Raw genomic sequence first — 22723 nt, 5'->3', positions numbered from 1 at the left:
ATTTTATTGCTGTATTTTCCTCATGAAAGCACTCGAAGCCTACAACCTCAAGAAAACATACCGCCAAAGCAACCAAATTGTGGAAGCAGTCAAAAACGTTTCCTTAACAATTCTCCCTGGTGAGGTTTTGGCGTTTCTTGGTCCGAATGGAGCAGGCAAGACGACGAGTATTAAAATGATGGCAGGACTGATTCAGCCGGATGCAGGTTGGGTGAGAATTGCTGAAAGTGATCCCCACCGCAACCCAGCAGCACTGCAAAAGATGGGTGCAGTGCTGGAAGGAAATCGCAATGTCTACTGGCGGCTGACTCCAGAGGAAAATTTAGAATACTTTGGGGTATTAAAAGGACTTTCCCACCGCGAAGCGCGTAAGTCGGGAATCGCACTTTTAGAAAGATTTGGTTTGCTACACAAACGCCGTACACCAGTGCAGCAACTTTCACGGGGGATGCAGCAGAAACTAGCATTTGCAGTTGCTTTAGTTCATCAACCCTTGCTTTTATTATTAGATGAACCGACTTTAGGCTTAGATGTAGAAGCAACGCAAGAAGTGCAAATTTTAGTGCAAGAAATTGCAGCTTCTGGTTGCGCTATCTTGTTGACAACTCATCAACTGGCAATAGCTGAAAAACTTTCTGATAAAATTGCCATAATCCAAAAGGGTGAAATATTAGCAGAAGCACCAACACAAGAACTTATCCGACAGTTTTCTGGGACAGCTTACAAAATTGAAATGGAAGTTACCCTAGATAAGGCAATAATTGCAGAATTAGAAGAAATGGGTGCTGATGTTGAAGATGGAAAAATTATTTATGTTAGCAAGCCAGAATTACTCTATCAAGTCTTCAGTATTCTCAAACCTCTACCTCTAAACTATGTGGAAAAAGAGCAATCTGACCTCACAGAAATCTTTTTACAAATAGTTAGAGAAGGAAGAATTAGCAATGTTTGAATTATTTCTTGGTGAATTCCGCCGCAACTGGATTCAGTTTCGCCGTTACCCTGTTGAGGCAATTGCTGGTATTTTTGTCTATGCCTCTGTTTTTTATGGACTTTTCTTAAGCGCTCGTTACATTGCTGGTTCTGCTTTTCAATTAGGCGATCGCCTCGACTCAATCATTATCGGCTACGTACTTTGGACTTTGATGACATTCACTCTGCATAACCTTGCCGGCGAGTTGCAACAAGAGGCGCAAACTGGCACTTTAGAACAAGTGTTCCTTTCACGATATGGTGCTATCAAGGTTTTCTTAATGCGGACATTGGCTAATTTGACGTTGCAGATGATTGAAATTCTCGGTATTCTCTTTATCATCATGATGCTGACTGGGAGTCGTCTTAACTTTCCCCCAACGTTGCTTTTACCCTTTGTCGCAGTGGTTTTAGGAGCCAATGGCTTTGCTTTTGCAATGGGGTCTTTAGCCTTATTATTTAAGCGTATTCAGCAACTGATAGCCCTCTCTCAGTTTCCATTCTTATTTTTGCTAACAACTCCTACAGAAACTTGGACAGGACCAGCAAAAATTTTGGCAGCAATATTGCCCATGACTCCTGGCGCGGGATTATTGCGCGATTTGATGGCAAGAGGTGAGAGTTTAAATTTTCCGAAATTGAGTATAGCCTTTATCAATGGGGCTGTCTATTTTGCTGTAGGGTTACTACTTTTTCATTTTGCTGAACGTCAGGCGAAGCAGCGAGGAATGTTGAGTGGATATTAAACACAGTTCTGAGTTCTGATTGCTAAGTTCTGAGAAAAAAGATAGACTCACTTGACAATTCTTGTGGGGTGGACATCTTGTCCGCCCTGAATTACAGCAGTTTTACCACAATCGAACGTAGGGGCGAGCCGTTCGCCCTTACAGTGTGGTCTATTTACCTAAAAATAACCTGAGTTCGGGTTAAGCAGATTGGGGTAAAAGCCACTCCATCTGAAGGCTGGGTTTGTTTGGTTGATGGCAATAAACGATTAATCCACACAGAACGTTTTTTAGCTCCTAGAATATCGCACTCAGGTCTCATACCACATCAAATAGACGATGAGGTCTGGGGTGGCACTCTCGTCGATCATCATTGTCAGGTATCGTCCACTTGGCAACTGCTGCTGACCCACTCGATATTTAGTCGGAGGAGTAGCAACAAACATCTTAAACAGGTTGAAAACAGACGTGTCGTTAGTGGAAAGTTCAATGCCACGGAAAGGAGAACTTTCCAGGAAGCGTGGCAAATCTTTTGTCGGTATTCTCACTTGCAACCACATCGCGTCGTCTATACCATTCTCCTCGTGCCAGCCAATTGCATGGGCAGAAGCAGGTAGTGTAATGCTTGCGTTACGCGAGAATTCAGCAAGCTGGAGGGCAGTCGGTTGCTTGATCGGGGGTGTATTGGTCTGATTACAGCCAATCAGAGCGATCATAACAATCAAAATAGCAAGTAGCACGCGCATTGTAGGTTGGTAATTTAGAGGAATCGCTGTTTAGACCATATAGCTAGGACATGTTTGCAAATTGTTAAACTAGGAAAGTGAGAGACTTAACAAATTAACATCGCTTTGACATACTGAGGAAATGAGGATGTTAAATATTATTTTTTGTTGTTTGGGAACACAATACTGTATTCTGCCCTGTTTTTTCCGTCGCTTAATCTAACTTTCAACACTTCTGCTATACTACATGATTGCTTATTTAGCACTACCTATGTCTCGTTCAAGTTTTCTAGTTAAAGACACACCACAGATTCAGCAGGGCATCCTCGACTTCTACCTGAAAAAGGCTGATAGGTTTCGGGTGTACTTTCCAGGAGGGGAGGAGTTAAGTGGCAGCAGACCAGATTTTTTAGCGCTTGAGGGAGTGTCTGTACAACCTTGGTCAGGAATGGTGGGCTGTATAGTTGTTGAAGGCACTTTAACGCCAGCAGCAAGAGCGCTCATCCGAGAACGCGGAGAACTTGAAGATGGCGGCTGTAATTCTTTGCAACTATGGAGCTATGAGTTAGTCAATGAGACTGAGGTGTTACTGCGGATCACGGACTTTTCGGTTTGGATGGTCTTCGCTACGCTAGATGAGCTACAGAGTTTGGAGAAACAAAAGATTCCCATCAGTGAATGGCAAGAAATTTCCTTTGAACCTGAGGAAGGAGTGACGCCACTGCCGATGGATGAAAGCGACCTAGAGCAAATCACCCAGGCAATTAAGGAAGCGTTTTTTCCCTCAGGTTAAAAATAGCTGTAAGGACGACTCATATCGCCCATCCCACAAAAAATCAGATTGTCATCTATGCAATTGGAAACCGCTATATTCCATTCTCTCGTCGCCCTTGTTTGTTCACTCTTCACTCTTTAATAAAGCCGCAGAATCTACATCCAAAAACAACGTCGCCTGCGGTTGTGTACGGAGAATAGAAGCGGGACAATCTGTGGTGATATCGCCCTCCAATATCTGTTTGACTATCTTCGCCTTGCGCTTTGCTGATGCAAGACAAATGATTTTTTTGGCAGAACAAATCATTGGAATGGTGACAGTAAAAGCGTATTGCGGCACACTTTCCAAATTTGGAAAAGACCCTGTGTTGACTTGTTGCTGGCGGTTTACAGTATCCAGCTTCACCAGTTTCAGTGTCAAGGGATCATTAAAATCCGCTACTGCTGGGTCGTTAAAAGCTAGGTGTCCGTTTTCACCAACACCAAGACAACACAAATCAATAGGTTGTGCTTGCAGGAGTTTGGTGTAGCGCGAGCATTGGGCTAAAGGTTGGAGCGCATCACCTTCTATATAGTGGAATTCCTTGGGACGAACCCGCTTTTCAACATATTCCCGTAAATAGTAACGGAAACTAGCAGAATGGTCAGCGGAAATACCCAAGTATTCATCGAGATGGAAACAGGTAATTCGCGACCAATCTACATCACCCAATGCTATCAAAGCATCAAGAAATTGAATTTGGGAGTTGCCTGTCGCCAGCAATAAAGCCGCAGCATCTTTTTGCTCAAGCGTGTGCTGTAAATGTTTTTGTGCAATTTCCGCTACATCCTGCGCCAGTTCGACTTCAGAGTTATAAACCTGTACTTGTAGAGCATCGACGCGAAAAGAATTTTTGGCGGTTGACATTGGAATCTACAGAAAATTTTCTCACAAACACAAAGGAAACGAGTAGGGGCATGACTTGTCTGTCCTTACTCGTGCTAGCTACCATAGGTTGTCATTTGGATGCCTAATTATAGTTTCTTCTTCCTAAGAGTGCAGACAGAATTACAAAGTCAGACAAAACAATGTAAACTATGTAATGAAACTTTACAAGAGTTTACACCCTATAAAACCATGCTAGCTGCAATTCTGTTTGACCTAGATGGAACGATCGCCAACACTGACCCTATACACTACCAAGCTTGGCGGGAAATGCTGTTAGGCTACGGCATGGACATTGATGAAGCATTTTACAAATCTCGAATTAGCGGGCGGACGAATCCACAAATCATAGAAGACTTACTGCCACAATTATCACCAGAAGAAGGCGCAAAGTTTGCAGACGAAAAAGAAGCGCTTTTCCGCCAACAAGCCAAAAATCTTCTTAAACCACTGGATGGATTTTCTGAACTCCTAGCATGGACAGACACGCACCAACTCAAACGTGCTTTAGTCACCAACGCTCCTAGATTAAATGTCCAATTCATGCTAGAAGTCTTGGGAATAAAAGAAGCATTTGATACAGTTGTCATAGCAGAGGATGAGATAGCAGGTAAACCAGATCCTGCACCTTATCAAGTTGCTCTGAGTAGGTTAGGCATCACGGCAGAACAAGCAATAGCACTAGAAGATTCTCCCTCTGGAGTTCGTTCTGCTGTTGGTGCTGGTATTCGTACTATTGGCGTCACATCCACTCAGGACTCAAAAGTTCTTGCAGCAATAGGGGCATTTCTGACAATTTCAGATTTTACTGATTTGCAGTTGTGGACACTGCTCAACTCGTCGGTACAGGAAGATGTGGCTTGTTTGGGTTAACGTGAGTTCATACGTGTCAACTTAAGCTAAAACCCTTATAAATAGGCTAGATCATGCTCTCCTGAATGCCCACAATCTCGCTCCACCCCACCCCGGTTTTGTCTGATGCCAAAACCTCCCCTCCCCTTGGTAAGGGATTAGAGTGTTCCAAAAAATAAATGATCCAAAATTTGTCATTGCGAGCGAAACGGAGTGTAGCGTTCGCGTAGCGTGTCCGAAGGACTCAGCAATCTCAAACTCTTTGCGATTGCTTCATTCCGCTTCGCTCCATTCGCAATGACAATTGGGCATTTTTTTACTTGGAGTACTCTTAAGGGGTGGGGTAAAACCAACATGGAATCAATGGTTAAACGTTAACTTAACACCAATGCGGACACGCTACACTCCGTTTCGCTTGCAATGACAAGTTTTGGATTATACCATTTCACGAAATGCCTGATACAAATGATTGGTCTCTAATTCTTTCCCTCTGCTCCCCGCTCCCTGCCCCCTGCTCTATATTTGTATCAACCTTAAAGTGAAACCGTATTAGATCTTACCCCGCAACCGCTCAACCAACCCGCGCGAAAACTCCAAGTTCTGATCGCGCAGGCGCTCCCGGATTTCCAAAGCAGCCTGTGCGAAGGGTAGCGCCTCTGCGTAGCGCCCCTCCTCCTCTAGAACCCGCGCCAGCCCCTCTTGAGCATGAGCCACCAACTCTTGCCGCCCCACCTCCTGCGCCAGATCTAACTCACGCTCGTACCAGAGGCGGGCTTCTGTAGGGCGGTTGCGGTTAAGGGCTAGAAGTCCCAAGTTGCCAGAAATATAAGCTTCCTCTTGTTTCAAACCCAACTTTTCAGCGATCGCCAATGCTTGCTTGTAGTAGGACTCTGCCCGATCATAGTGTCCCTGCAATTGCGCGACTCCTCCCAGATCATTGAGGGCGATCGCCTCATCTTTTTCCTCCCCCAACTCCCGGTAAATTGCTAATGCATCTTGATATAGCCGCTCCGCCTCTGCATAGTCCTGACGTTGCTTTGCAATAAGTCCTTGCAACTGAATTGTAGTAGCCTTATTCCGAAGGTTGCCACCTCGTTCCATCACCTCCGCCATCCGGGCTGCCCAACTTGCTGCTTGTTCTGTCTCTGCCCGAGAGTTGTAAATCCAAGCAACATTATAAGCACCCCAACCAGCATCGCTCCATTGACTTAGCGCTAGCCCTGCCTGATATCGCCACTCACCCAAGCGCACCCGCTCATCCCAGTAACCTCGAAACCAGAGGAACTGATACAAAGCGTTTTCCAAATCGATCAGCATCTGGGCAGCTTGTCGGTCTTTCAGCGCGCTGGGGATGCCTGCCATTTCCCGTAGGGTTGTTGCTACCCCCTCCAAATTCTGCCACTCGGCTTCTAACTTGTCATAGGTTTGATAGGCATCTTTATCGTCGCCCCCATACTTCTGGGCATAGTCCACCCAGTAGCGCAGGACTTTGCGTTGGGCAGCAGAGTCAAACCGGATACCACTCGCTAGGGGCTGCACTCCAACAGTGTCTGTTCCGTCCAAAGCTGCCCGGACATAGGTGCGGGTAAGGGGGTGCAGTCCAAATCGTTCTCCATCCAAGTCATTCACCAAAGATAGAGTGACCAACCGTTCTACAGAAACTTGGATCTCGTTGACAACTAAATTCGTCGCATCTGCCAGGGCGGCTGTTGTTGCAGGTGTCCGGAATACAGCCAGGGCAGACAACACTGTGCGATCATTCTTGGAGAGATCACGGGCAGCATCAGCAAATAAAAACCCGTAGAGATCCGCAGAGTTGGCAGCATTCCGCAACCGCTCTAGGGCAACGCTTATGGAACAGCCTTTGTGCGCTACCTGTCCCAGCGTCCAATCCAGCGCCAGGGGGTTGCCACCAGCAGCATTATACAAAGCACTCAATATTTCTGGCTTGGTTGCCTTTAGTTCCTGGGCAAGGCGGGGGTATAGCCGTCCCTTTGCCCACATTAACTCCACAGCCTCTACTTCCGAAAGACGATCTAAACGGATCGTGAGGGCGCTTTCCCCAGTGCGGCGGCGACTAGTGATGATGGCTTTGTTGGGGGTGGGCAGTTTCCGCAGAAACTCAGCAATCATCTCGCGTTCTTCTGTGTTCAGCGTTTCCAGGTTATCCCAAATGAGCAAAGCGCGTCGTCCCCGCAAGGCATCAAGCAAAGCGCGGCGGCGCGCTGTGGCATCATTCATATTCACAATCTCTGCCAGCCCTAACCCTTTGGCAAATTCCCGGCAAAAGCTATCGAGAGAAGACAGGGTGAGGGTTTCTTGCCGCACTCCCTCAGCTGAGAGCCAAGTTGTTTTGGCAGAAGCAAACAGGTAGGCATCAAATAAGGCTTGCTCACGGGCACGGTGCGCCACCTCCAGCGCCAACGCCGTCTTGCCCATACCACCAATACCGTCAATTGCCACACCCCAACCGCGATCATCCGGTGACAGTGCTTCTAAACAACGGGCAATTTCTTGTTTTCTTCCCACAAATACATCGGTATAGCGGGGCAAATTATCAGGCAAAGTTGCCGGATGCACTCCCTGTAACTGGCTCAACCGCGCCTCCAGGCTAGTCACCTCCTGGCGCTTCTTTTCTAATTCCACCTTCAGGTGAGCCGGAATAGTCAAGTTGGTATAGCCTGCAGCCTGCTGTCCCAGTACCCCAAGCACCATCCGGGCGGTAGAAAGCATTTGTTCTAGGGTTGCGCGGTCTTCCATATTGGTGTAGAAATAATGGGTTTGTAGTGGCGCTGAAGCGCTCAATGAAACTAACCTCATCCCGTCCTATCGGACACCCCTCTTCGATCGCGCGAGTCCTGCCAGAACGTTGAGGGCGATCGCCTCTTTTTTGTCATGCCCCAACTCTCGATAAATGGCTAATGCCTTCTATTAAAGCCACTCCGTGCGATCACTTTCAGCTTACTCATCTAAACTGTCTTCAATCGCTTTGAGCAGTGCCTCGAATTCTGATTGTATATGAATATCTTGCGTCAAAGTATTCATATCTTTCAACAGGTTTGTGAGTCTAGCAAACATATTGCGAATTTCGGTATATAGATCAATTTCTTCTCGAAATCCGTGCAAATTAGCCCCAGAAACTTCTTTCATGGCTTGATCTAACTCTTTAATTTTTTCTTCCCAATACTTAATATATTTAATTCTTTCAATAGGCTTATAAATTTGGGCATCTGCTAAGACTATGGGAAAAATTCGATTATAGAGTTTTCCATTCTTGGCAATCTCAACAAGTTCATACATGCAATTTTCGGACTTCAAATATTGGTCGCTGATTACTACAATCACGGATTTGCCACAACTCAATCGCTGCATAAATTCTTGGAATCGTTCTTTGTAGCCGATTGCATTTTTATCTCGAATGATTTTGATGCCTTTCGCCTGAAATGCTTTCTCCAGTTGCTCGACAAATAATTTGCTGTGCTCATCTCGGTGGGTGTAGGAGATAAAAACTTCCTTTTGCTTGCTTTCTGGTAGCCGATGTGTTGTTGGTTCATTTCTTTTTCGCTCCAGTTCCGGTTGCAATTGCGTAACTTGGCGATTGAATTCCCGATTTGCTTTCTGGGGTTGCAAATTAACATCATACCGAGGTAAATTATCAGGCAAAGTTGCCGGACGTCCCTGTAACTGGCTCAACCGCGCCTCCAGGCTAGTGACTTCCTGGCGCTTCTCTTCTAATTCCACCTTCAGGTGAGCCGGAATAGTCAAGTTGGTATAGCCTGCAGCTTGCTGTTCCAGTATCCCAAGCACCATACGAGCAGTAGAAAGTATTTGTTCTAGAGTTGCGCGGTCTTCCATATTAATGTAGAAATAATGGGTTTGTAGTAGCGCTAAAGCGCTCAATTAAACTAACTCAATGAACCACCTTAGTCCAGCCAAAATTGCGCTACGCGTCGTCTGCTCATTCTGCAATAAGCAAATATGTTCTGCATCATCTAAATAAGCACACAAATTTGGGTCAATTAACACTGCCTTCAGCGCTTGCACATCTTTGACTGTAACAGGCAATGAATATCTGGATTCGACAGTTCTACCAACTCCAATTAGTAACGCATAACCGTGAGCAAAGTGGTTCGACATAATTGCACAGGCTAGAGAACAAGGGTATGGTTTTTTCTTTAAATATACGTGAGCTTCCAACGAATTGCGTTCGTTGGAAGCTCACCTTGGGTTAATAACCAATAAGTTGAAGTACTCTTGTGGTCACTACTGCACAAGTTTAAAACGGTAGCCAGTGCTAGAATTGCAAGCCTGTTTTGAATCGCAAGGCGCAATTTTGACTAGAAAAACTCCACTCTTGCGATCATCCCTTGGGGGGCTCCCTTTGGGAGCATCGCCTACGGCGGGGCTTTGCCCATCGCGCAAAGCGCGCGCCTCAACGAGGCGCGCGCCTGTTCTAGGAAACTGAATCGTTCCCGTTGCTCCTAAAGCTGAAAAATCGGGATTAGACAGTGCCTTTTGCAACTCCTCGCGGGTGTCACCCTGTCTCAAGCCAGTGATAATTGTTTGAAGTGCATCATAAGCTGTAGCAGTTCGCGGACTCACGTCTCCGCCCCAAAGCTGAATGGCTTTTTGAGCAAAGGATTTGCTTGCAACAGCATCATGGTGCCAAGATACAGCCAGCATCATTCCTTTGACATCCGCTTGCCCATACTTTAACGTTCTTTCAGTGTACATCGCTTGGAAACCGAACAGGGGTAATCTGCCTTTATTTTCTCGTGCCACCTCAATAGCTGAATTGAGTTTGTCTGGTCTGGGAAGGAGTAGCAAACCTTCTGCTCCATCGCTGATGGTTCGACTCAGAAAACTGCTAGGCTGAAATGTTGCTCCGCCCAAATCACAAACTGTACTGGTGACTCTGCCTCCATATTTACGTATTGATTCCGTATAAACTTCTACAATTTCATTCCTGATAGTGAATGTTGAGTCACTACAAATAGCGATGTTCGTGAGGCGAGCTTTTTGAACAATATAGCTAGCAAGAGCATCACCGAAAACATCGGAACTTGGAGTAGCGTAAAATATGTATTTTGTCGGTTTAGATAGCTTTTTTGAATTGACTAGTGAAACCATCACTAAACCGCGCTTGTTATAAATCGATGTATCTTGGCTAAACCCTACAACCGCCAATATGCTAGGGTCATTAACTAATTCGGTATCTAGCTGTTTGAGAATTTCAAAGTTATTAATACTAACAATTTGGAGTTGCAACGGTAGCCCATTAATTCCTCCATTGCTATTCACCTCATCCTGAGCTTGAGCCACCCCGCGTAAAATCTCTTCCGCTTCATTTAGGGAAATACCAATCGGCACAACGACAGCAACTTTTAGGGCTTTCGATTTACCAATTTTGGCATTGTTCAAATAGATTAATGTCTCGGGGTCATTACGTTTATTTTGCAGAGATACTTGGAATTTACTAACAGCAGTGGCAAAATCCCCAGCTTCAAATGCTTTCCTTCCAGCTTCCTTGTCGGGAGGTCTTCCTTCTGTGATAAAAATTTTCTCACCCAAACTCATCCGGTGGTTCAAAGGTGAATTTATATAGGATGGAGTAAGTGAGACATTATTTTGTTGAAATTCCCCAGAATACTCTCTCTCAGGACGAATCACTTTACCTAATAACCATAAAATAGCTCCTATCAGTAAGCCAGCTAGACTCAAAGAAATAACTACCTGGATATTTTCTTTGTTATTTTTCATAAAAACTGACCTTGCTCAAACAAAATTTATCTATAATAAATTAGAAATATTTAGAGATAAATCTGTTCAATAGCTGAGACAGATTCAAGAGAGTAAATGTCAGTAATCCAGCAAGAATGACTAGCAAGACTAAAACTAAAAATCCATCTATACCAGCTTTGAGAGGATTCGCAATGAACAAATTATTGTAGATAAAGATAATAAATAATGTCGTAATTACGGCAACAATAAACAAATAAGTCTTTTCAAAAATTGAGCGAGGCTGGGCAAAGATTAATCCAACTAAAATAATCAACCATAAACCAGAGCTAATCCAAATAGTTGCGACAGAACAGAGAAGGACGAGGGCCAGAAACGAACTCCCTGACCCTGCCAAGAGTGCCCAAGGCAATAATTTCTCTATGGAGAACTGCGCTAGATATTCAGGTGGTTGCTGTTGAATTTGTGGCGTTAGTGTTCTTGGTTGAAGAGGCGAGAGTACTGTAAACACTGGGGTAGACTCTGGTGGTAGCTCAGAATTCAAGCTTTGTAAGACGGCCTCTGCTGAGAGATAACGCTGTTTATAGTTCTCTTGCAGTAACTTATCGATAATCAGCCCTAATTCCTGACTTATCGGTTGTATTAAATACTGCCGCCAGGTAGAAATCCAGCTATAGCCCTGTTTCATCCATATAGTCCAGGGGGAAACACCAGTCAATAGATGAAACGTTGTTGCTCCTAAGCAATAAAGGTCACTAGCAGGATAAGCTTCACCTGAATACATTTGCTCTAATGGAGCGTACCCAAACGAACCAATGTATGTTCCTGGTTTAGGGTTTACCGTTTCCGTCTTTTGCTTTGACACCCCAAAATCAATGAGTACTAACTTACCATCACTTTCACGGCGAAGGATATTTTCTGGCTTAATATCTCGGTGAATCACCTGCTGCTGATGTACTGTTGCCAAGACAGGTAATAAATCTTTTAAAAACTCTCGAATCTTTGCTTCATCAAACAAACCCTGTTGTTTTAACTCCTGCAATAAATCCTGCCCTTCAATAAACTGCTGCACCAAATACAGGTAGTTATCTTCCTTAAAGTAGGCATACAGGGTGGGAATTTGGGGATGTTCCCCTAAATGTTGTAGACGTTTTGCCTCTTGCTGAAATAACTCAGACGCCTTTTGACGTGACCAGCTCCCTTGAAGTTGTGGTGCCAGTTGCTTGACCACGCATTTTTCATCAAGCTTGTCTGCATCCTCTGCAAGGTAGGTGCGAGCAAACCCCCCACCTCCCAATGGTTTGATGATGCGGTAATGACCCCTGAGTAACGAAATCAGCTCTGCCCCGCAATTCCCACAGAAGTTTGTTCCTTCCGAATTTAAGGGATTAGAGCATTCGGGATTTAGGCAGCAAATCATAATAACTATTGCTGTCTTTTATCAATAATTAATCACTATACATCAAGTCTTCTGGCTTTTCTGAATGTAGGGTATGAGAATGTAATAAATCTCAAATCTTGCACTTTGTCACTTTCAAAAGAGTATCAAAAGAGTACATGAAACTTACAGTTTCATAAGTAGTTGGGCAAAATGAAATCCATTTGTGGAGACTCTTAACAGGGAACTCTTAACAGGGAACGGGAAAACAATGTGTGTAATTAATTCGGTCTAAGTACTTAAAATGCAAGATTTACACTATCTAGCCAAAGGAGTTAAGAGCTATGAATTATGAATGAAACAAAGTTTTGTAATCCGTAATTTATATTCATAAGTTGACGCTCATAACTCATCACTCATCACTCTTAAAGAGCTTCTGGTGGAGCAATATCAGGTCCAACGGTGACATTAGCACTACTAGATAGCCCCGGTTTAGAAGTTGGTTTTGTTTCCTGCAAGGACTCAGTGAATGATGAAGAAGCTGGAGTTGCTGCATCTGTATTCATCAGTCTGTCTGCATTTGCTTGCTGAGACGACATGATTGACAATCCCCCCACTGACCCAGCAACGAGGGCTGCATAACCCACATACAAATGCACGGGACGCAGTCCTATTCCAAATCCAAAACGACTTTTATACTGATAGCAGGAAGGTAAAATTGCTGTGACTGGCTCTGGAGCAGGCAAGGAAGCAGCTATATTTGTACCATTTAATCCCAGAGCATTAGCCATGACACGGATAAAGCCACGAACATAGACATCCTCTGGCAATAATTCCCAATTACCGTTCTCCACTGCCTCCATGTGACGAAGTGGTACGTGAGTGTAAACGTGAAGTTGGCTAAGAGAAAGACCTTGGGACTCACGAACTTGCCGTAGTTGTTGACCGATTTGCCGCAGAGTTTCTACGCGCTGTTCGGCTGCGATTTGCTTGGCTAGTTCAACTTGTCTGCGTTTTCTACTAGGATTTCGCCACCCAATTGATGTTTTTGTTTTGGGACTGTCTTCTTTAACTTTGATGGAATCATTGGCTGTATGACTTTCTACCTGAGATTCTGATGGTAAATTGGCTTGACTATCAGTCTCGATAGTTGTTTTTTGGTCCTCTTTAACACTTGTTAAGGACTGTGATACATCATGCGATAAATCGTCGGGTGGTGTTTTACTCGCGCTGTCTTCCTGTAGCTGGTTCTGCTCAGTTTTCTGATACTGTTGCACAAATTGTCGAAATGCCAAACCAATAGCTTCTCTACCTACTGCTTTAAACAAAATGTTAGCTTGCTCGGAAGAGCCTAGCAAATTTTGCAACATCGCCATAGCACGACGATAAACTTTACTTCGATGTAGTTCAGCTTCTATTTCACCTAAAAGCGTCCGCAATTCATCTTGAGAAATTTCAATGGTTGAATTTTCGAGAATTTTTAACAAAAACAACGATGTAGTAGCCATTGTAAGGAGCCTCTTGCGGCAATTAAAAATGAAGTTATACCTATGTAATCTCTTCTACTATGTTAGTCACTTTTCCGGATTGTTACGTAGTGATTTTTTTTATTTAAGAAAAATAGTAAAAATTTTGGCTAGCTAAATGATATCGTTCTGCTCTATCAGTTTGAAGCAAAGAGGAAAAGGAATTTTCTCCACTCATTTTTCAAATGACAAAGTAACCTCCTCTTTGAAAAGGGAGATATTATGCTAATTTTTTACGAATACTTATTGAAAATATTCGTATTAGAAACTAATTCAATTTTTATGAGATTTGCTAACCCTAATTGTTGACTTATAAGGGTTGTTATTACATGAGGAAGACAGTCCTAAGTTCTGAGCAATAAGTTTAAGTGCAAGGAAACACTAACGATTTTTCGTAAACCTTTTTACTCAGTACTGATAACAAAAGACTGTATCGCTTGCAGATATCTAGAAGGAGCGACTTCTGCCACATTGTTATGTCCTGCATCAGGAACAAGAACCAACTTTTTTGGTTCGGGAGCAGCAGCATACAAGTCTTGGCTCATAAAAGCCGGTACTATGACATCAGCAGTACCGTGAATAAATAAAACTGGCATTTTTAAATTTGGCACTTTCATAATCGAATCAAAGCGCTGTGTCAAGATCAAATCGACTGGAAACATCCAAAAATTGTTCCTGTAAGCAATGACTTTCCGAATTGAGGTAAAAGAGGACTCCACAATTAATCCTGCGGCGTTGGGGTGTTTGAGAGCCAAATCAATAGCCACTGCACCCCCCAGGGAATGTCCGTAAAGAAAAATTTGGTTTGGTGGAATCTGTCGCCGGTAGACCAAGTAATCCCAAGCTGTCGCTGCATCTTGATAAACCCTTGATTCATTGGGAAAACCGCCTTCACTGCGACCATAACCCCGGTAATCAATTAGTAATACCGAAAATCCCAGTTGATGAAATCGATGCGCGTGGACGAGATTTGCACCAATGTTGATACCATTGCCGTGCAAGTACAGCAAAACTTTGGCATTCGGCTGGCTTGCTTTCATCCACCAACCATGAATGCGTTCCACCTTGCCTGATTTAGCGCTCACAGGCAACCAAACCTCTTCGTAACCTAAATGAAAAAACTCTGGTGTCGTTTCAATAATAGGAGAGGGAAAAAAGAGGAACCGAGGTTGCTGAAAAAACAGAAATATACATACAACCAAATAGGCTGTCGCTGCAACGACTCCTACCCAAACTAATAATGTGAACAGTAATTCTACTGGATCTTGCAGCTTCTTCGTCCTCATGTAAGTATTTATAAAGACAGTATTATTAGCCTAACAAAGCAACTTTAATATTAAGAAAATTATGAATCTATTATCAAAAAATGATTTAAAATAAAATAAGTAAAAACGTAAAATTTTGTACATCACTTTAAGTAGTTTCTTTTTGAATGATTAAACATTAGTTAAGATAAGAGGAGAAGACGGTGAAGCTGTTAAACAAGGCTCAAGAAGAGCAACTGATGGAAATAGTTGCACATCTACGGCAAGTCCGAGAAGAAAAATCAGTACGTCTAGAAGAAATAGCAGCTTATACACGTATTCGATTAGCTTTCTTACACGCTCTAGAAGAAGGCCGATTTGAAGAATTGCCAGAGCCTGTTTATGTTCAAGGGTTCATCCGCCATTATGGAGATGCTATCGGACTGGATGGTACTGCTTTAGCACAAACGGTTGCCAATATTTGTTCTACTCATCAAGAATCAGCTTTAGATAAAGATAAGCAGGATTTAGATAAAAAACCAACTATACACGTACCTCTTGTTGTCCCCTACCTCGTGTTACTAGCTGGCGCTTCCCTCGGACTATTTTATCTTCTCAATCCACAACGTTCAGTTGAGTCTTCTGATCAAAAAAAATCATCACCACTTGCTTTGGAGCAACAAACAGCACCTGCACCTAAGGTTTCATCCTCAGTAGCATCCCCAACTCCAACGACATCGCCCTCAGTAGAATCTACTAGTTTACCTGCCACAGTACCTACACCTGAAGTTACGCCAGCAGCAACCTCTCCAACCCCAACCGCATCTCCTACAACAGAGACCGTACCCTTTGAACTCACTCTTGAGCTTCAAGATCAATCCTGGCTGCGCGTGAAGGTGGATGGTAAAACGGAATTTGAGGGAATTTTAAACAAGGGAGAGAAAAAAAGCTGGACAGCACAAAAAGAGTTGACTATCCGTTCTGGGAACGCTGGTGCGGTATTGGTTTCTACTAACAACAAGGAACCCACACCATTAGGAGATCTGGGTCGTGTAAAGGAAGTTACATTTACCCCAGAAACACTCAACAGTCAATAAACAGTGAAGAGGAGCCAGTGCGTTGGGGAAGTCCCTTCCGTTGTAGCGACTGGCGTTGAGGAGTTAAGAATAAAACTCGTGACTCATAACTTATAATTGCGGCGATCGCTGATGCCAAGTTGTTGCTTGCTCATAAGCATAAGCTACCTGAAACAGTTGGTCTTCTTGCAGCACATTCCCTATAAGTTGTAAACCAATTGGCAATCCGTTGTTATCAAAACCACATGGTACGCTTAAACCGGGTAAACCAGCGAGATTTGCGGGAATAGTCATCAAATCAAGTAAGTACATACTTAAAGGATCATCTGTTTTTTCCCCTGCTTTAAATGCAGTGGTGGGAACCGTAGGACAGACTAAAACATCAACTTTTGCAAACGCTTTTTCAAAGTCTTCTTTAATCAAAGTGCGAACTTTTTGCGCCTTTAGATAATAAGCATCGTAATAACCAGCCGAAAGTGTGTAAGTTCCAATCATAATCCGGCGTTTGACTTCTGCACCGAAACCAGCCGCACGGGTGCGACTATACATCGATATCAAATTATCCGTATCAGGAGCGCGGTAGCCATACTTAACACCATCGTAACGAGCTAGGTTTGCTGATGCTTCAGATGGGGCTATGATGTAATAGCTTGGTAAACCAGAACGGAACCGAGGACAGGAGATTTCTTGAATTTCCGCCCCCAACTCTTTTAATTGTTCAATCGCTTTGTGAACAGCTTCTTCAACTTGTGAGTCTAAACCTTCACCAAAGGTTTCTTTGATGACACCAATTTTTAGCTTTCCTTTAGGAAGATCTGGTTTTAAGTTAGCGGTGTAGTCGGGAATTTCAACTTTAAGGCTGGTGGAATCTTTGGGATCGTAACCTGCGATCGCATTCAATAAGATCGCTGCATCTTCTACTGTGCGTGCAAATGGTCCAATTTGATCCAAAGATGAAGCAAAAGCCACCAAACCATAGCGAGAAACGAGTCCATATGTTGGTTTCATCCCCACAACACCGCAGAAAGAGGCGGGTTGTCTAATCGAACCGCCAGTATCGGAACCTAGCGATACAACACATTCTCCTGCTGCAACAGCTGCTGCTGAACCACCAGAAGAACCTCCTGGAACCCGCGACAAATCCCAAGGATTGGCGGTGAGTTTGAAGGCAGAGTTTTCTGTAGAACCCCCCATTGCAAACTCATCCAAATTGGTTTTACCTACCATCACCGCACTAGCGTCCGCCAGTTTTTGGGTGACAGTTGATTCATAAGGCGGGACAAAATTTTCCAGAATTCGAGAGGCGCAGGTGGTGGGAATTCCCTTAGTACACATATTATCTTTGATCCCAATAGGAATCCCTGCTAGTACGCCGATTTCTTCCCCAGCGGCGATTTTAGCATCCACGTTCCGTGCCTGCTCTAATGCCTGTTCAGCAGTCACGCATAAGAAACTATGCAATTTCGGCTCTAATGCTTGAATGCGATCTATTGCTTCAGTAGTAATTTCAACAGCAGAACGTTCTTTCTTAATTAGCTGTGTGTGCAACTTGCGGATGGACGCCATGATTGCTCCCTTTACGACTCAAATCCTTGATTTTAGTACACTTTGACGATTTCTGCCCAGTTAGTTAAGCCGCGCAGGTATTCTACTCAAAAGCGGCTGGGACTTAATTAAGCTGTGACGCATTAAAATTGCATAATGACTCGTGAGGATTGTCAAAAGTCAAAAGCAAATCTGGACTCTAGACTTTTGAACCAGAAGCGGAACGTTTCCGGCTTCGCTCTTGAGAGCCTTAACGAAAAAAGAGTTGCGAGGTTTCCTCGCAAGCTATTTTTCCAGACAGTGCAATGTGTACGCTTATCAGCTTAATAATTATTCCAGTTAGCTGGGTGTCAATTTTATAAATTAATTGATTTTACAGATCTGAGGAACTTGGAAAAAATGGCTAAAATTATTACACGAAAATCATTAGGTACGCAAAATGTCTATGACATTGGGGTAGAGCGCGACCATAATTTTGTGACCAGAGATGGCTTCATAGCTTCCAATTGTTTCAATAAATCCCATTCAACGGCATATGGTTATGTCACATACCAAACTGCGTACTTGAAAGCGAACTATCCCCTGGAATACATGGCGGCGCTGTTGACGGCTAACAGTGACGACACAGACAAGGTGCAGAAATATATTTCCACCTGTATGAGTATGAATATTCAGATAGAGCCGCCAGATATCAATCGCTCTGAGGTGGATTTTACACCGTCGAGTGAAAAGATTTTGTTTGGATTGTCAGCTGTTCGGAATGTGGGACAAAACGCAATAGCCTGTATTTTGCAAGCAAGAGAGGAGGGAGGAGAGTTTAAATCCTTGGGTGATTTTTGCGATCGCGTGGATTTGGGTACTGTTAACCGTCGCACTTTGGAGTCGCTTATTTACTGTGGAGCATTTGACAAATTCGACTCCAACCGCAACCAACTTCTCCAAGATTTAGGTTTAGTGTACGATTGGGCACAATCTCGTGCCAGAGATAGAGCCACTGGACAGGGAAATCTGTTTGATTTGTTAGGTGGCGGATTTTCGACTCATAAAAATAAAGTTCAAAATAGCTTTGAATCTGCTCCCAAAGCTCAAACGGTTCCTGATTTTCCTCCACAGGACAAGTTGCGGAGGGAAAAAGAACTTTTGGGATTTTATGTATCAGATCATCCCCTGAAAGTTATACGCAAAACAGCGCGTGTTCTAGCTCCAATTAACCTTTCGCAACTTGGTGAACAGAAAGAAGAAAGTACCATTTGTGCGGTTGTCATGCTAAATGGCGTTAAAAAAGTGATGACCAAGAAAGGCGACCCAATGGCGATTTTGCAAATAGAAGATTTAACTGCACAATCGGAAGCGGTGGTATTTCCTAAAATTTATGAGCAGATCAATTCACTGCTCCAAGTTGATTCTCGGTTAATTATTTGGGCTAAAGTAGATCGCCGCGAAGAGCAAACTCAATTGATTGTTGAAGATGCAGAACCAGTGGAAACAGTCAAGATGGTGATAGTGGAACTCAATACCCAACAAGCAGGTACGATTGAGGAACAGCATCGCCTCAGAACAATTTTGCAAGAACAATCAGGAGAGAGAGAAAAAGCAAAAGTGCCAGTCATAGGAATTGTACAAGCCGGAAATTCCCGTCAACTTGTCCGTTTTGGACGGCAATTTTGGGTACAAGACTCCAGAATAACTGTTCAGGCTCTTCAAAACGCCAGATTTTCTGCTCATGTACAATCGCTGACTAGTGTTTGATGAAAGAAAGTGCTATTAGTCACCTCTTCTTTGGTTGATAGCAACCTGTTCTGTGGTTTCCTAAATATAAAGTAGGAAATAGTTGAATAGCTAATTTGCCTTTTTGTCTTCCGTAAATTTACGTATCTATATCATGATTGAATCGTTTTTTTAGTTACTTTTTCGGATGAGATCTTCCTTGTGTACGTGGTATTTTTTGATGCCATGTAGGCGTATGGTAACAAGGGGGAAGGAGCAAAAACTGCATGACCGCAGGTGACGTTAATAACTTTGTTGCATATTGCAAAAAAATTCAACCCCAATCTCAGGAAGACATTAAAAGATTTTTTGAGGGGGTTGTCAGTTTTCCTTATGACAAAGAACTTCTATTGCAAGCTTATTTATTTTTGAATATCAAAGAGATATTCCCTTCATGCTCTGAATTGCTATTATTTGAAAAGTCGCCGATTGGCGATTATACAGATTTGGGAAAGTGTGATTTTGTTTATCTGACTTCATTAGGTAAAGTATTTATCATTGAAACTAAATTTATTGATACAGAAGCGACAGGGGCGACAGAAAGAAAAAGAAGAAATAAGCACAGAAATAAAGTATTTGAGCAGGTCATAACTTTAAAAAGCAGATTTAGTGAGTATTGGAATATCAAGCGCGAGCAATTACAATGCGCTGTTTTTACGACAGATATAGAACTTGCATGGCGAGGAAATAGCGTTAATATTGTCACTAAATCAGTCCCTATAGATAAGCTCGAATATTGGAGAATAAATTATAAAGAAAAAGTTAAAACCATTTAGGACTGCAAATGACAACTCATTTATCAAGCAACCATCAGGGAATAATTTAAGCGTCTCATAGCAGCTTATACGGCAACCCTCAGCAAGGCTTGTAAACATTGTTTGTGGTGCAGCCTTCAAGGAAAGCGCGGACTGGAAGCCTGCACTATGAACTAATATTGCTGTAGCAGTTCCCAATTGTATTAATTCAAAGCGTATGCAAGTATTTTGCTGCTAGTTAGCGCACCCTAGGTCAAATAAAATGCTAACGACTCATTTATCCTCAGGATGCAAAAAATTGATTTATTCCAGCAGAAAGGGAAGCCGCAGTGTTAGCGCAAACACTCTGTCAGTTTCCATCTCGCACGAGTACTTATAAACAAATCTTAAGGTAGCAACCTTCGGCTAAAACCCACGGTTTGGGTTGCAACGGTTATGCTGATAAAAGTGATAGTTGACACTTCTTTTAGTGTCGGCTTTCTTCCACGCGGAAATTCCTATAGGTTGCAATCTCCTTAAATGTGAGGATGCAATACCAGGGACAATAAGCGTACAAAAGAGTTAAAAGAAGGTGTTGAAGTGAAGACACTTTTGGTTATTACCATTGGTTTCTTACCGTCCCTATTCTCCATGTGGTTGATGCGTAAAACCCAGGCTAGAACACGTTCGCAGTTTAGGCGAGCGGCAGATCTGAATTCTCCTATAGGGCGAATACGGCAGAACACCATGCCCGATCCGAGCGATCGCTATTATCTGGAAGGAGTCGGCTACCTTGTCGGCGATATCAGCTGCCGATTTAATGCCCGTTGTGGCTACCTGCGCTGTGCTGTTAATCCTAGTGGACCATGCGAAGGTTGTCGCTATTATGAACCAAGGGAAACCATTTGTAGTGAAAATAACCCGTCAGACTGGATGAGTTAGTTGTAAATAGGGTCATGTTAACTTATCTTCTCACACAGAAGAATTGTTAACTGTTAATCATTCCAAGCCCGTTCCGCAGTCCAATGACGGTCACTGGATTGATAGACCTTTACTCGTTTCAAACCCACTTGTGAAATCAACTGATTCACTTCATCCAGTGTAAGTGCAGCCTGGAGAGAATCGCGAAATAACTTTTTCTGATGAGCATCGTATTCCGCCCCGATAGTGTTAACTAAAGCATTCATTGTTGTTTCATCAGCAGGTCGAAATAAGTCACGGATGAAAATACCACCATTGGGTTTTAAGACACGCTTAAGTTCTCTAAAGAAAGGTAACGGATCCGGTAAATGGTGAACAAGGCTATTCGACACAACCAGATCAAACTGCTCATCTTGATAAGGCAAGTTTTTAGTGTCTACTAATTCCAAGCGAATTTGCTGTAGTAAACCAGCCTGCTGAATGTGTTGCGAGGCTATTTCTAACATACTCTGAGCCAAATCAATGGCGATAACTTGCCATTGGGGACGCATTTGACACAGTAAAACTGGAATACGACCAGGACCAGTACCAGCATCTAACACTAGACCCATCTCCTGTGGTCCAAACGTGATCGCCTCTTGAGCAAAAGTCGTATTTACCTCAATGAAGTCCATTGCATCATACTCAATGGCTTCTTCTAAACTATCCATGACTTCCGGTTCTAGCACTCTTTCCATAGTCAATAGTCAAATGAATAATGAATTATGAAATGTATTTTTTTATTCATAATTTACAAAAACTAGGGGGGTAAGGGTGTAAGGGTGTGAGGAACAGTGAACAGTGAACAGTGAAGAACTGATAACTGATAACTGATAACTGGTAACTGGTAACTGATGTGTGAGGGTGTAGGGTAAAGAATTCTTTTTTAACTCCTGCATTCAAAACACATTCTACCCCTTCTCCCTTAAACCCCTTCTTCTACCCCTACACCCCTACACCCCTACACCCCTACACCCCTACACCCCTACACCCCTACACCCCTACACCCCTACACCCCTACACCCCTATTCCCCTATTCCCCTTTGAAAATTAGTCATTCATCTTTCTTCATTTTGTTGTAAGAGACATTCAAGAGCTTCGCTTGTCTCTACCTGTGGGAACTCTGAGTAAAAGTAACTAACACTACAAAAATCTTCTGGTGTTGCGAGGACAACCACGCGATCGCCCCATTGATGCAACCAAGGTAGTAACTTTAGAGGTGCTACAGGAGCACATAACCAAACTTCTGCTGGAGAAAGTGCCTTGAGAGATATTGCCGCTACTGCCATTGTCATACCTGTGGCAATACCATCATCAACTAAGATGAGCGTAGCACCTTCTGTGTTCACCTGCGGACAGGCAGAACTGAATTGAGCCTTAAGAGACTTAGCTTGAGTAGTAGCTGCATTTAATGCCGATTTCCGCAACCCTGAATTGAGTATATGGCGAGACCGCTGGTGCTGATCCCAAAGAACATTTCCAGAGGCACTGACCGCGCCAATAGCTAATTCAGGATTTTCTGGATGGCTAATTTTTTTCGCCACTTCTATCGTCAACGGACAGTTGAGGAGACGCGCCACTGGTGCTGCTACTGGCAGTCCTCCTCTTGGCAAAGCATAGACAATTGTTTCAGGCTTTGCTACTGAGTTGGCTGTTTGCTGGGTCAAAATAGCGTCAATCGCTTGCGCCAGTTGCTCACCAGCTTGAGTGCGATCAGCAAAAAGCGGGGTGTTTAGCATGGTTCCCCCAGCATATAACAACGCCTATGCTTCTATCATGAC

20 protein-coding genes are annotated in these 22723 nt (G+C 43.4%); 8 read left to right on the top strand and 12 right to left on the bottom strand.

Annotated features, from left to right (window positions below):
* Positions 1–22: 22 nt before the first annotated feature.
* Positions 23–952 carry an ABC transporter ATP-binding protein gene (locus tag MAS10914_RS0118700; RefSeq protein WP_017317478.1) on the top strand — a complete coding sequence of 310 codons (930 nt, stop codon included), beginning with the start codon at positions 23–25 and terminating at the stop codon, positions 950–952.
* Complete coding sequence (locus MAS10914_RS0118695) at positions 945–1718, top strand: ABC transporter permease (RefSeq protein WP_017317477.1); 774 nt, start codon at positions 945–947, stop codon at positions 1716–1718. Before MAS10914_RS0118700 ends, MAS10914_RS0118695 begins: the two co-directional genes overlap by 8 nt.
* 290 nt (positions 1719–2008) lie before the next feature.
* On the opposite strand, the gene MAS10914_RS0118690 is transcribed toward MAS10914_RS0118695, so the two are convergent.
* Positions 2009–2443: a hypothetical protein gene (locus MAS10914_RS0118690; protein ID WP_017317476.1), complete on the bottom strand. Its 435-nt coding sequence runs from the start codon at positions 2441–2443 to the stop codon at positions 2009–2011.
* 250 nt (positions 2444–2693) lie between these two features.
* On the opposite strand from MAS10914_RS0118690, the gene MAS10914_RS0118685 reads away from it, so the two are divergent.
* Positions 2694–3215 (top strand): hypothetical protein, encoded by a 522-nt coding sequence (locus tag MAS10914_RS0118685; RefSeq protein ID WP_156818190.1) that lies wholly within the window; start codon positions 2694–2696, stop codon positions 3213–3215.
* A gap of 105 nt (positions 3216–3320) precedes the next feature.
* Here MAS10914_RS0118685 and MAS10914_RS0118680 read toward each other — a convergent pair whose 3' ends face one another.
* Positions 3321–4103, bottom strand: coding sequence for a glucosamine-6-phosphate deaminase (locus tag MAS10914_RS0118680; RefSeq protein WP_017317474.1), 783 nt, complete (start codon positions 4101–4103; stop codon positions 3321–3323).
* Between the two features lie 210 nt (positions 4104–4313).
* Here MAS10914_RS0118680 and MAS10914_RS0118675 point away from each other — a divergent pair, with 210 nt between their 5' ends.
* The gene (locus MAS10914_RS0118675) at positions 4314–4994 is read left to right on the top strand and encodes an HAD family hydrolase (RefSeq protein ID WP_017317473.1); all 681 of its coding nucleotides are present in this window, start codon (positions 4314–4316) and stop codon (positions 4992–4994) included.
* Between the two features lie 528 nt (positions 4995–5522).
* Here MAS10914_RS0118675 and MAS10914_RS0118670 read toward each other — a convergent pair.
* From MAS10914_RS0118670 to MAS10914_RS0118640, 7 genes are all read right to left on the bottom strand, one after another.
* Positions 5523–7733, bottom strand: a complete 2211-nt coding sequence (locus MAS10914_RS0118670; protein WP_026082658.1) for a tetratricopeptide repeat protein — start codon at positions 7731–7733, stop codon at positions 5523–5525.
* Positions 7734–7934: 201 nt separating this feature from the next.
* On the bottom strand, positions 7935–8828 hold the full coding sequence (locus MAS10914_RS0118665) for a toll/interleukin-1 receptor domain-containing protein (RefSeq protein WP_051151127.1): 894 nt from the start codon (positions 8826–8828) through the stop codon (positions 7935–7937).
* 45 nt (positions 8829–8873) lie between these two features.
* Positions 8874–9110, bottom strand: coding sequence for a hypothetical protein (locus tag MAS10914_RS0118660; protein WP_017317470.1), 237 nt, complete (start codon positions 9108–9110; stop codon positions 8874–8876).
* 126 nt (positions 9111–9236) lie between these two features.
* Positions 9237–10733, bottom strand: a complete 1497-nt coding sequence (locus MAS10914_RS0118655) for an ABC transporter substrate-binding protein (protein WP_017317469.1) — start codon at positions 10731–10733, stop codon at positions 9237–9239.
* Positions 10734–10773: 40 nt separating this feature from the next.
* Positions 10774–12132 carry a protein kinase domain-containing protein gene (locus MAS10914_RS36450; RefSeq protein WP_017317468.1) on the bottom strand — a complete coding sequence of 453 codons (1359 nt, stop codon included), beginning with the start codon at positions 12130–12132 and terminating at the stop codon, positions 10774–10776.
* A gap of 383 nt (positions 12133–12515) precedes the next feature.
* Positions 12516–13598 (bottom strand): helix-turn-helix domain-containing protein, encoded by a 1083-nt coding sequence (locus tag MAS10914_RS0118645; RefSeq protein WP_017317467.1) that lies wholly within the window; start codon positions 13596–13598, stop codon positions 12516–12518.
* 422 nt (positions 13599–14020) lie between these two features.
* The gene (locus MAS10914_RS0118640) at positions 14021–14902 is read right to left on the bottom strand and encodes an alpha/beta hydrolase (RefSeq protein ID WP_017317466.1); all 882 of its coding nucleotides are present in this window, start codon (positions 14900–14902) and stop codon (positions 14021–14023) included.
* 182 nt (positions 14903–15084) lie between these two features.
* On the opposite strand from MAS10914_RS0118640, the gene MAS10914_RS0118635 reads away from it, so the two are divergent.
* Positions 15085–15957 (top strand): RodZ domain-containing protein, encoded by an 873-nt coding sequence (locus tag MAS10914_RS0118635; RefSeq protein ID WP_017317465.1) that lies wholly within the window; start codon positions 15085–15087, stop codon positions 15955–15957.
* Between the two features lie 90 nt (positions 15958–16047).
* Here MAS10914_RS0118635 and gatA read toward each other — a convergent pair whose 3' ends face one another.
* Positions 16048–17502 (bottom strand): Asp-tRNA(Asn)/Glu-tRNA(Gln) amidotransferase subunit GatA, encoded by a 1455-nt coding sequence (gene gatA, locus MAS10914_RS0118630; RefSeq protein WP_017317464.1) that lies wholly within the window; start codon positions 17500–17502, stop codon positions 16048–16050.
* 378 nt (positions 17503–17880) lie between these two features.
* On the opposite strand from gatA, the gene MAS10914_RS0118625 reads away from it, so the two are divergent.
* The 3 genes from MAS10914_RS0118625 (at position 17881) to MAS10914_RS32960 (ending at position 20924) form a co-directional block, all read left to right on the top strand.
* A complete protein-coding gene (locus MAS10914_RS0118625; RefSeq protein WP_017317463.1) occupies positions 17881–19230 on the top strand; it encodes a trans-splicing intein-formed DNA polymerase III subunit alpha C-terminal partner DnaE-C in 1350 nt (449 codons plus the stop codon).
* 245 nt (positions 19231–19475) lie between these two features.
* Positions 19476–20024 carry a hypothetical protein gene (locus tag MAS10914_RS0118620; protein WP_017317462.1) on the top strand — a complete coding sequence of 183 codons (549 nt, stop codon included), beginning with the start codon at positions 19476–19478 and terminating at the stop codon, positions 20022–20024.
* Between the two features lie 558 nt (positions 20025–20582).
* Positions 20583–20924 (top strand): DUF6464 family protein, encoded by a 342-nt coding sequence (locus tag MAS10914_RS32960; RefSeq protein WP_269635062.1) that lies wholly within the window; start codon positions 20583–20585, stop codon positions 20922–20924.
* A gap of 53 nt (positions 20925–20977) precedes the next feature.
* Here the strand turns inward: MAS10914_RS32960 and MAS10914_RS0118615 are convergent, their stop codons facing one another.
* Entirely contained in the window at positions 20978–21640 is a 663-nt protein-coding gene (locus MAS10914_RS0118615) for a class I SAM-dependent methyltransferase (protein ID WP_017317461.1), read from the bottom strand.
* 360 nt (positions 21641–22000) lie between these two features.
* Entirely contained in the window at positions 22001–22681 is a 681-nt protein-coding gene (locus MAS10914_RS0118610) for a phosphoribosyltransferase (protein ID WP_017317460.1), read from the bottom strand.
* Positions 22682–22723 lie beyond the last annotated feature (42 nt).

It is taken from the genome of Mastigocladopsis repens PCC 10914 (assembly GCF_000315565.1).
GTDB lineage: Bacteria > Cyanobacteriota > Cyanobacteriia > Cyanobacteriales > Nostocaceae > Mastigocladopsis > Mastigocladopsis repens.
The sequence above is the reverse complement of the archived record's forward strand: the minus strand, read 5'-3'. Positions and strand labels throughout refer to the sequence as shown.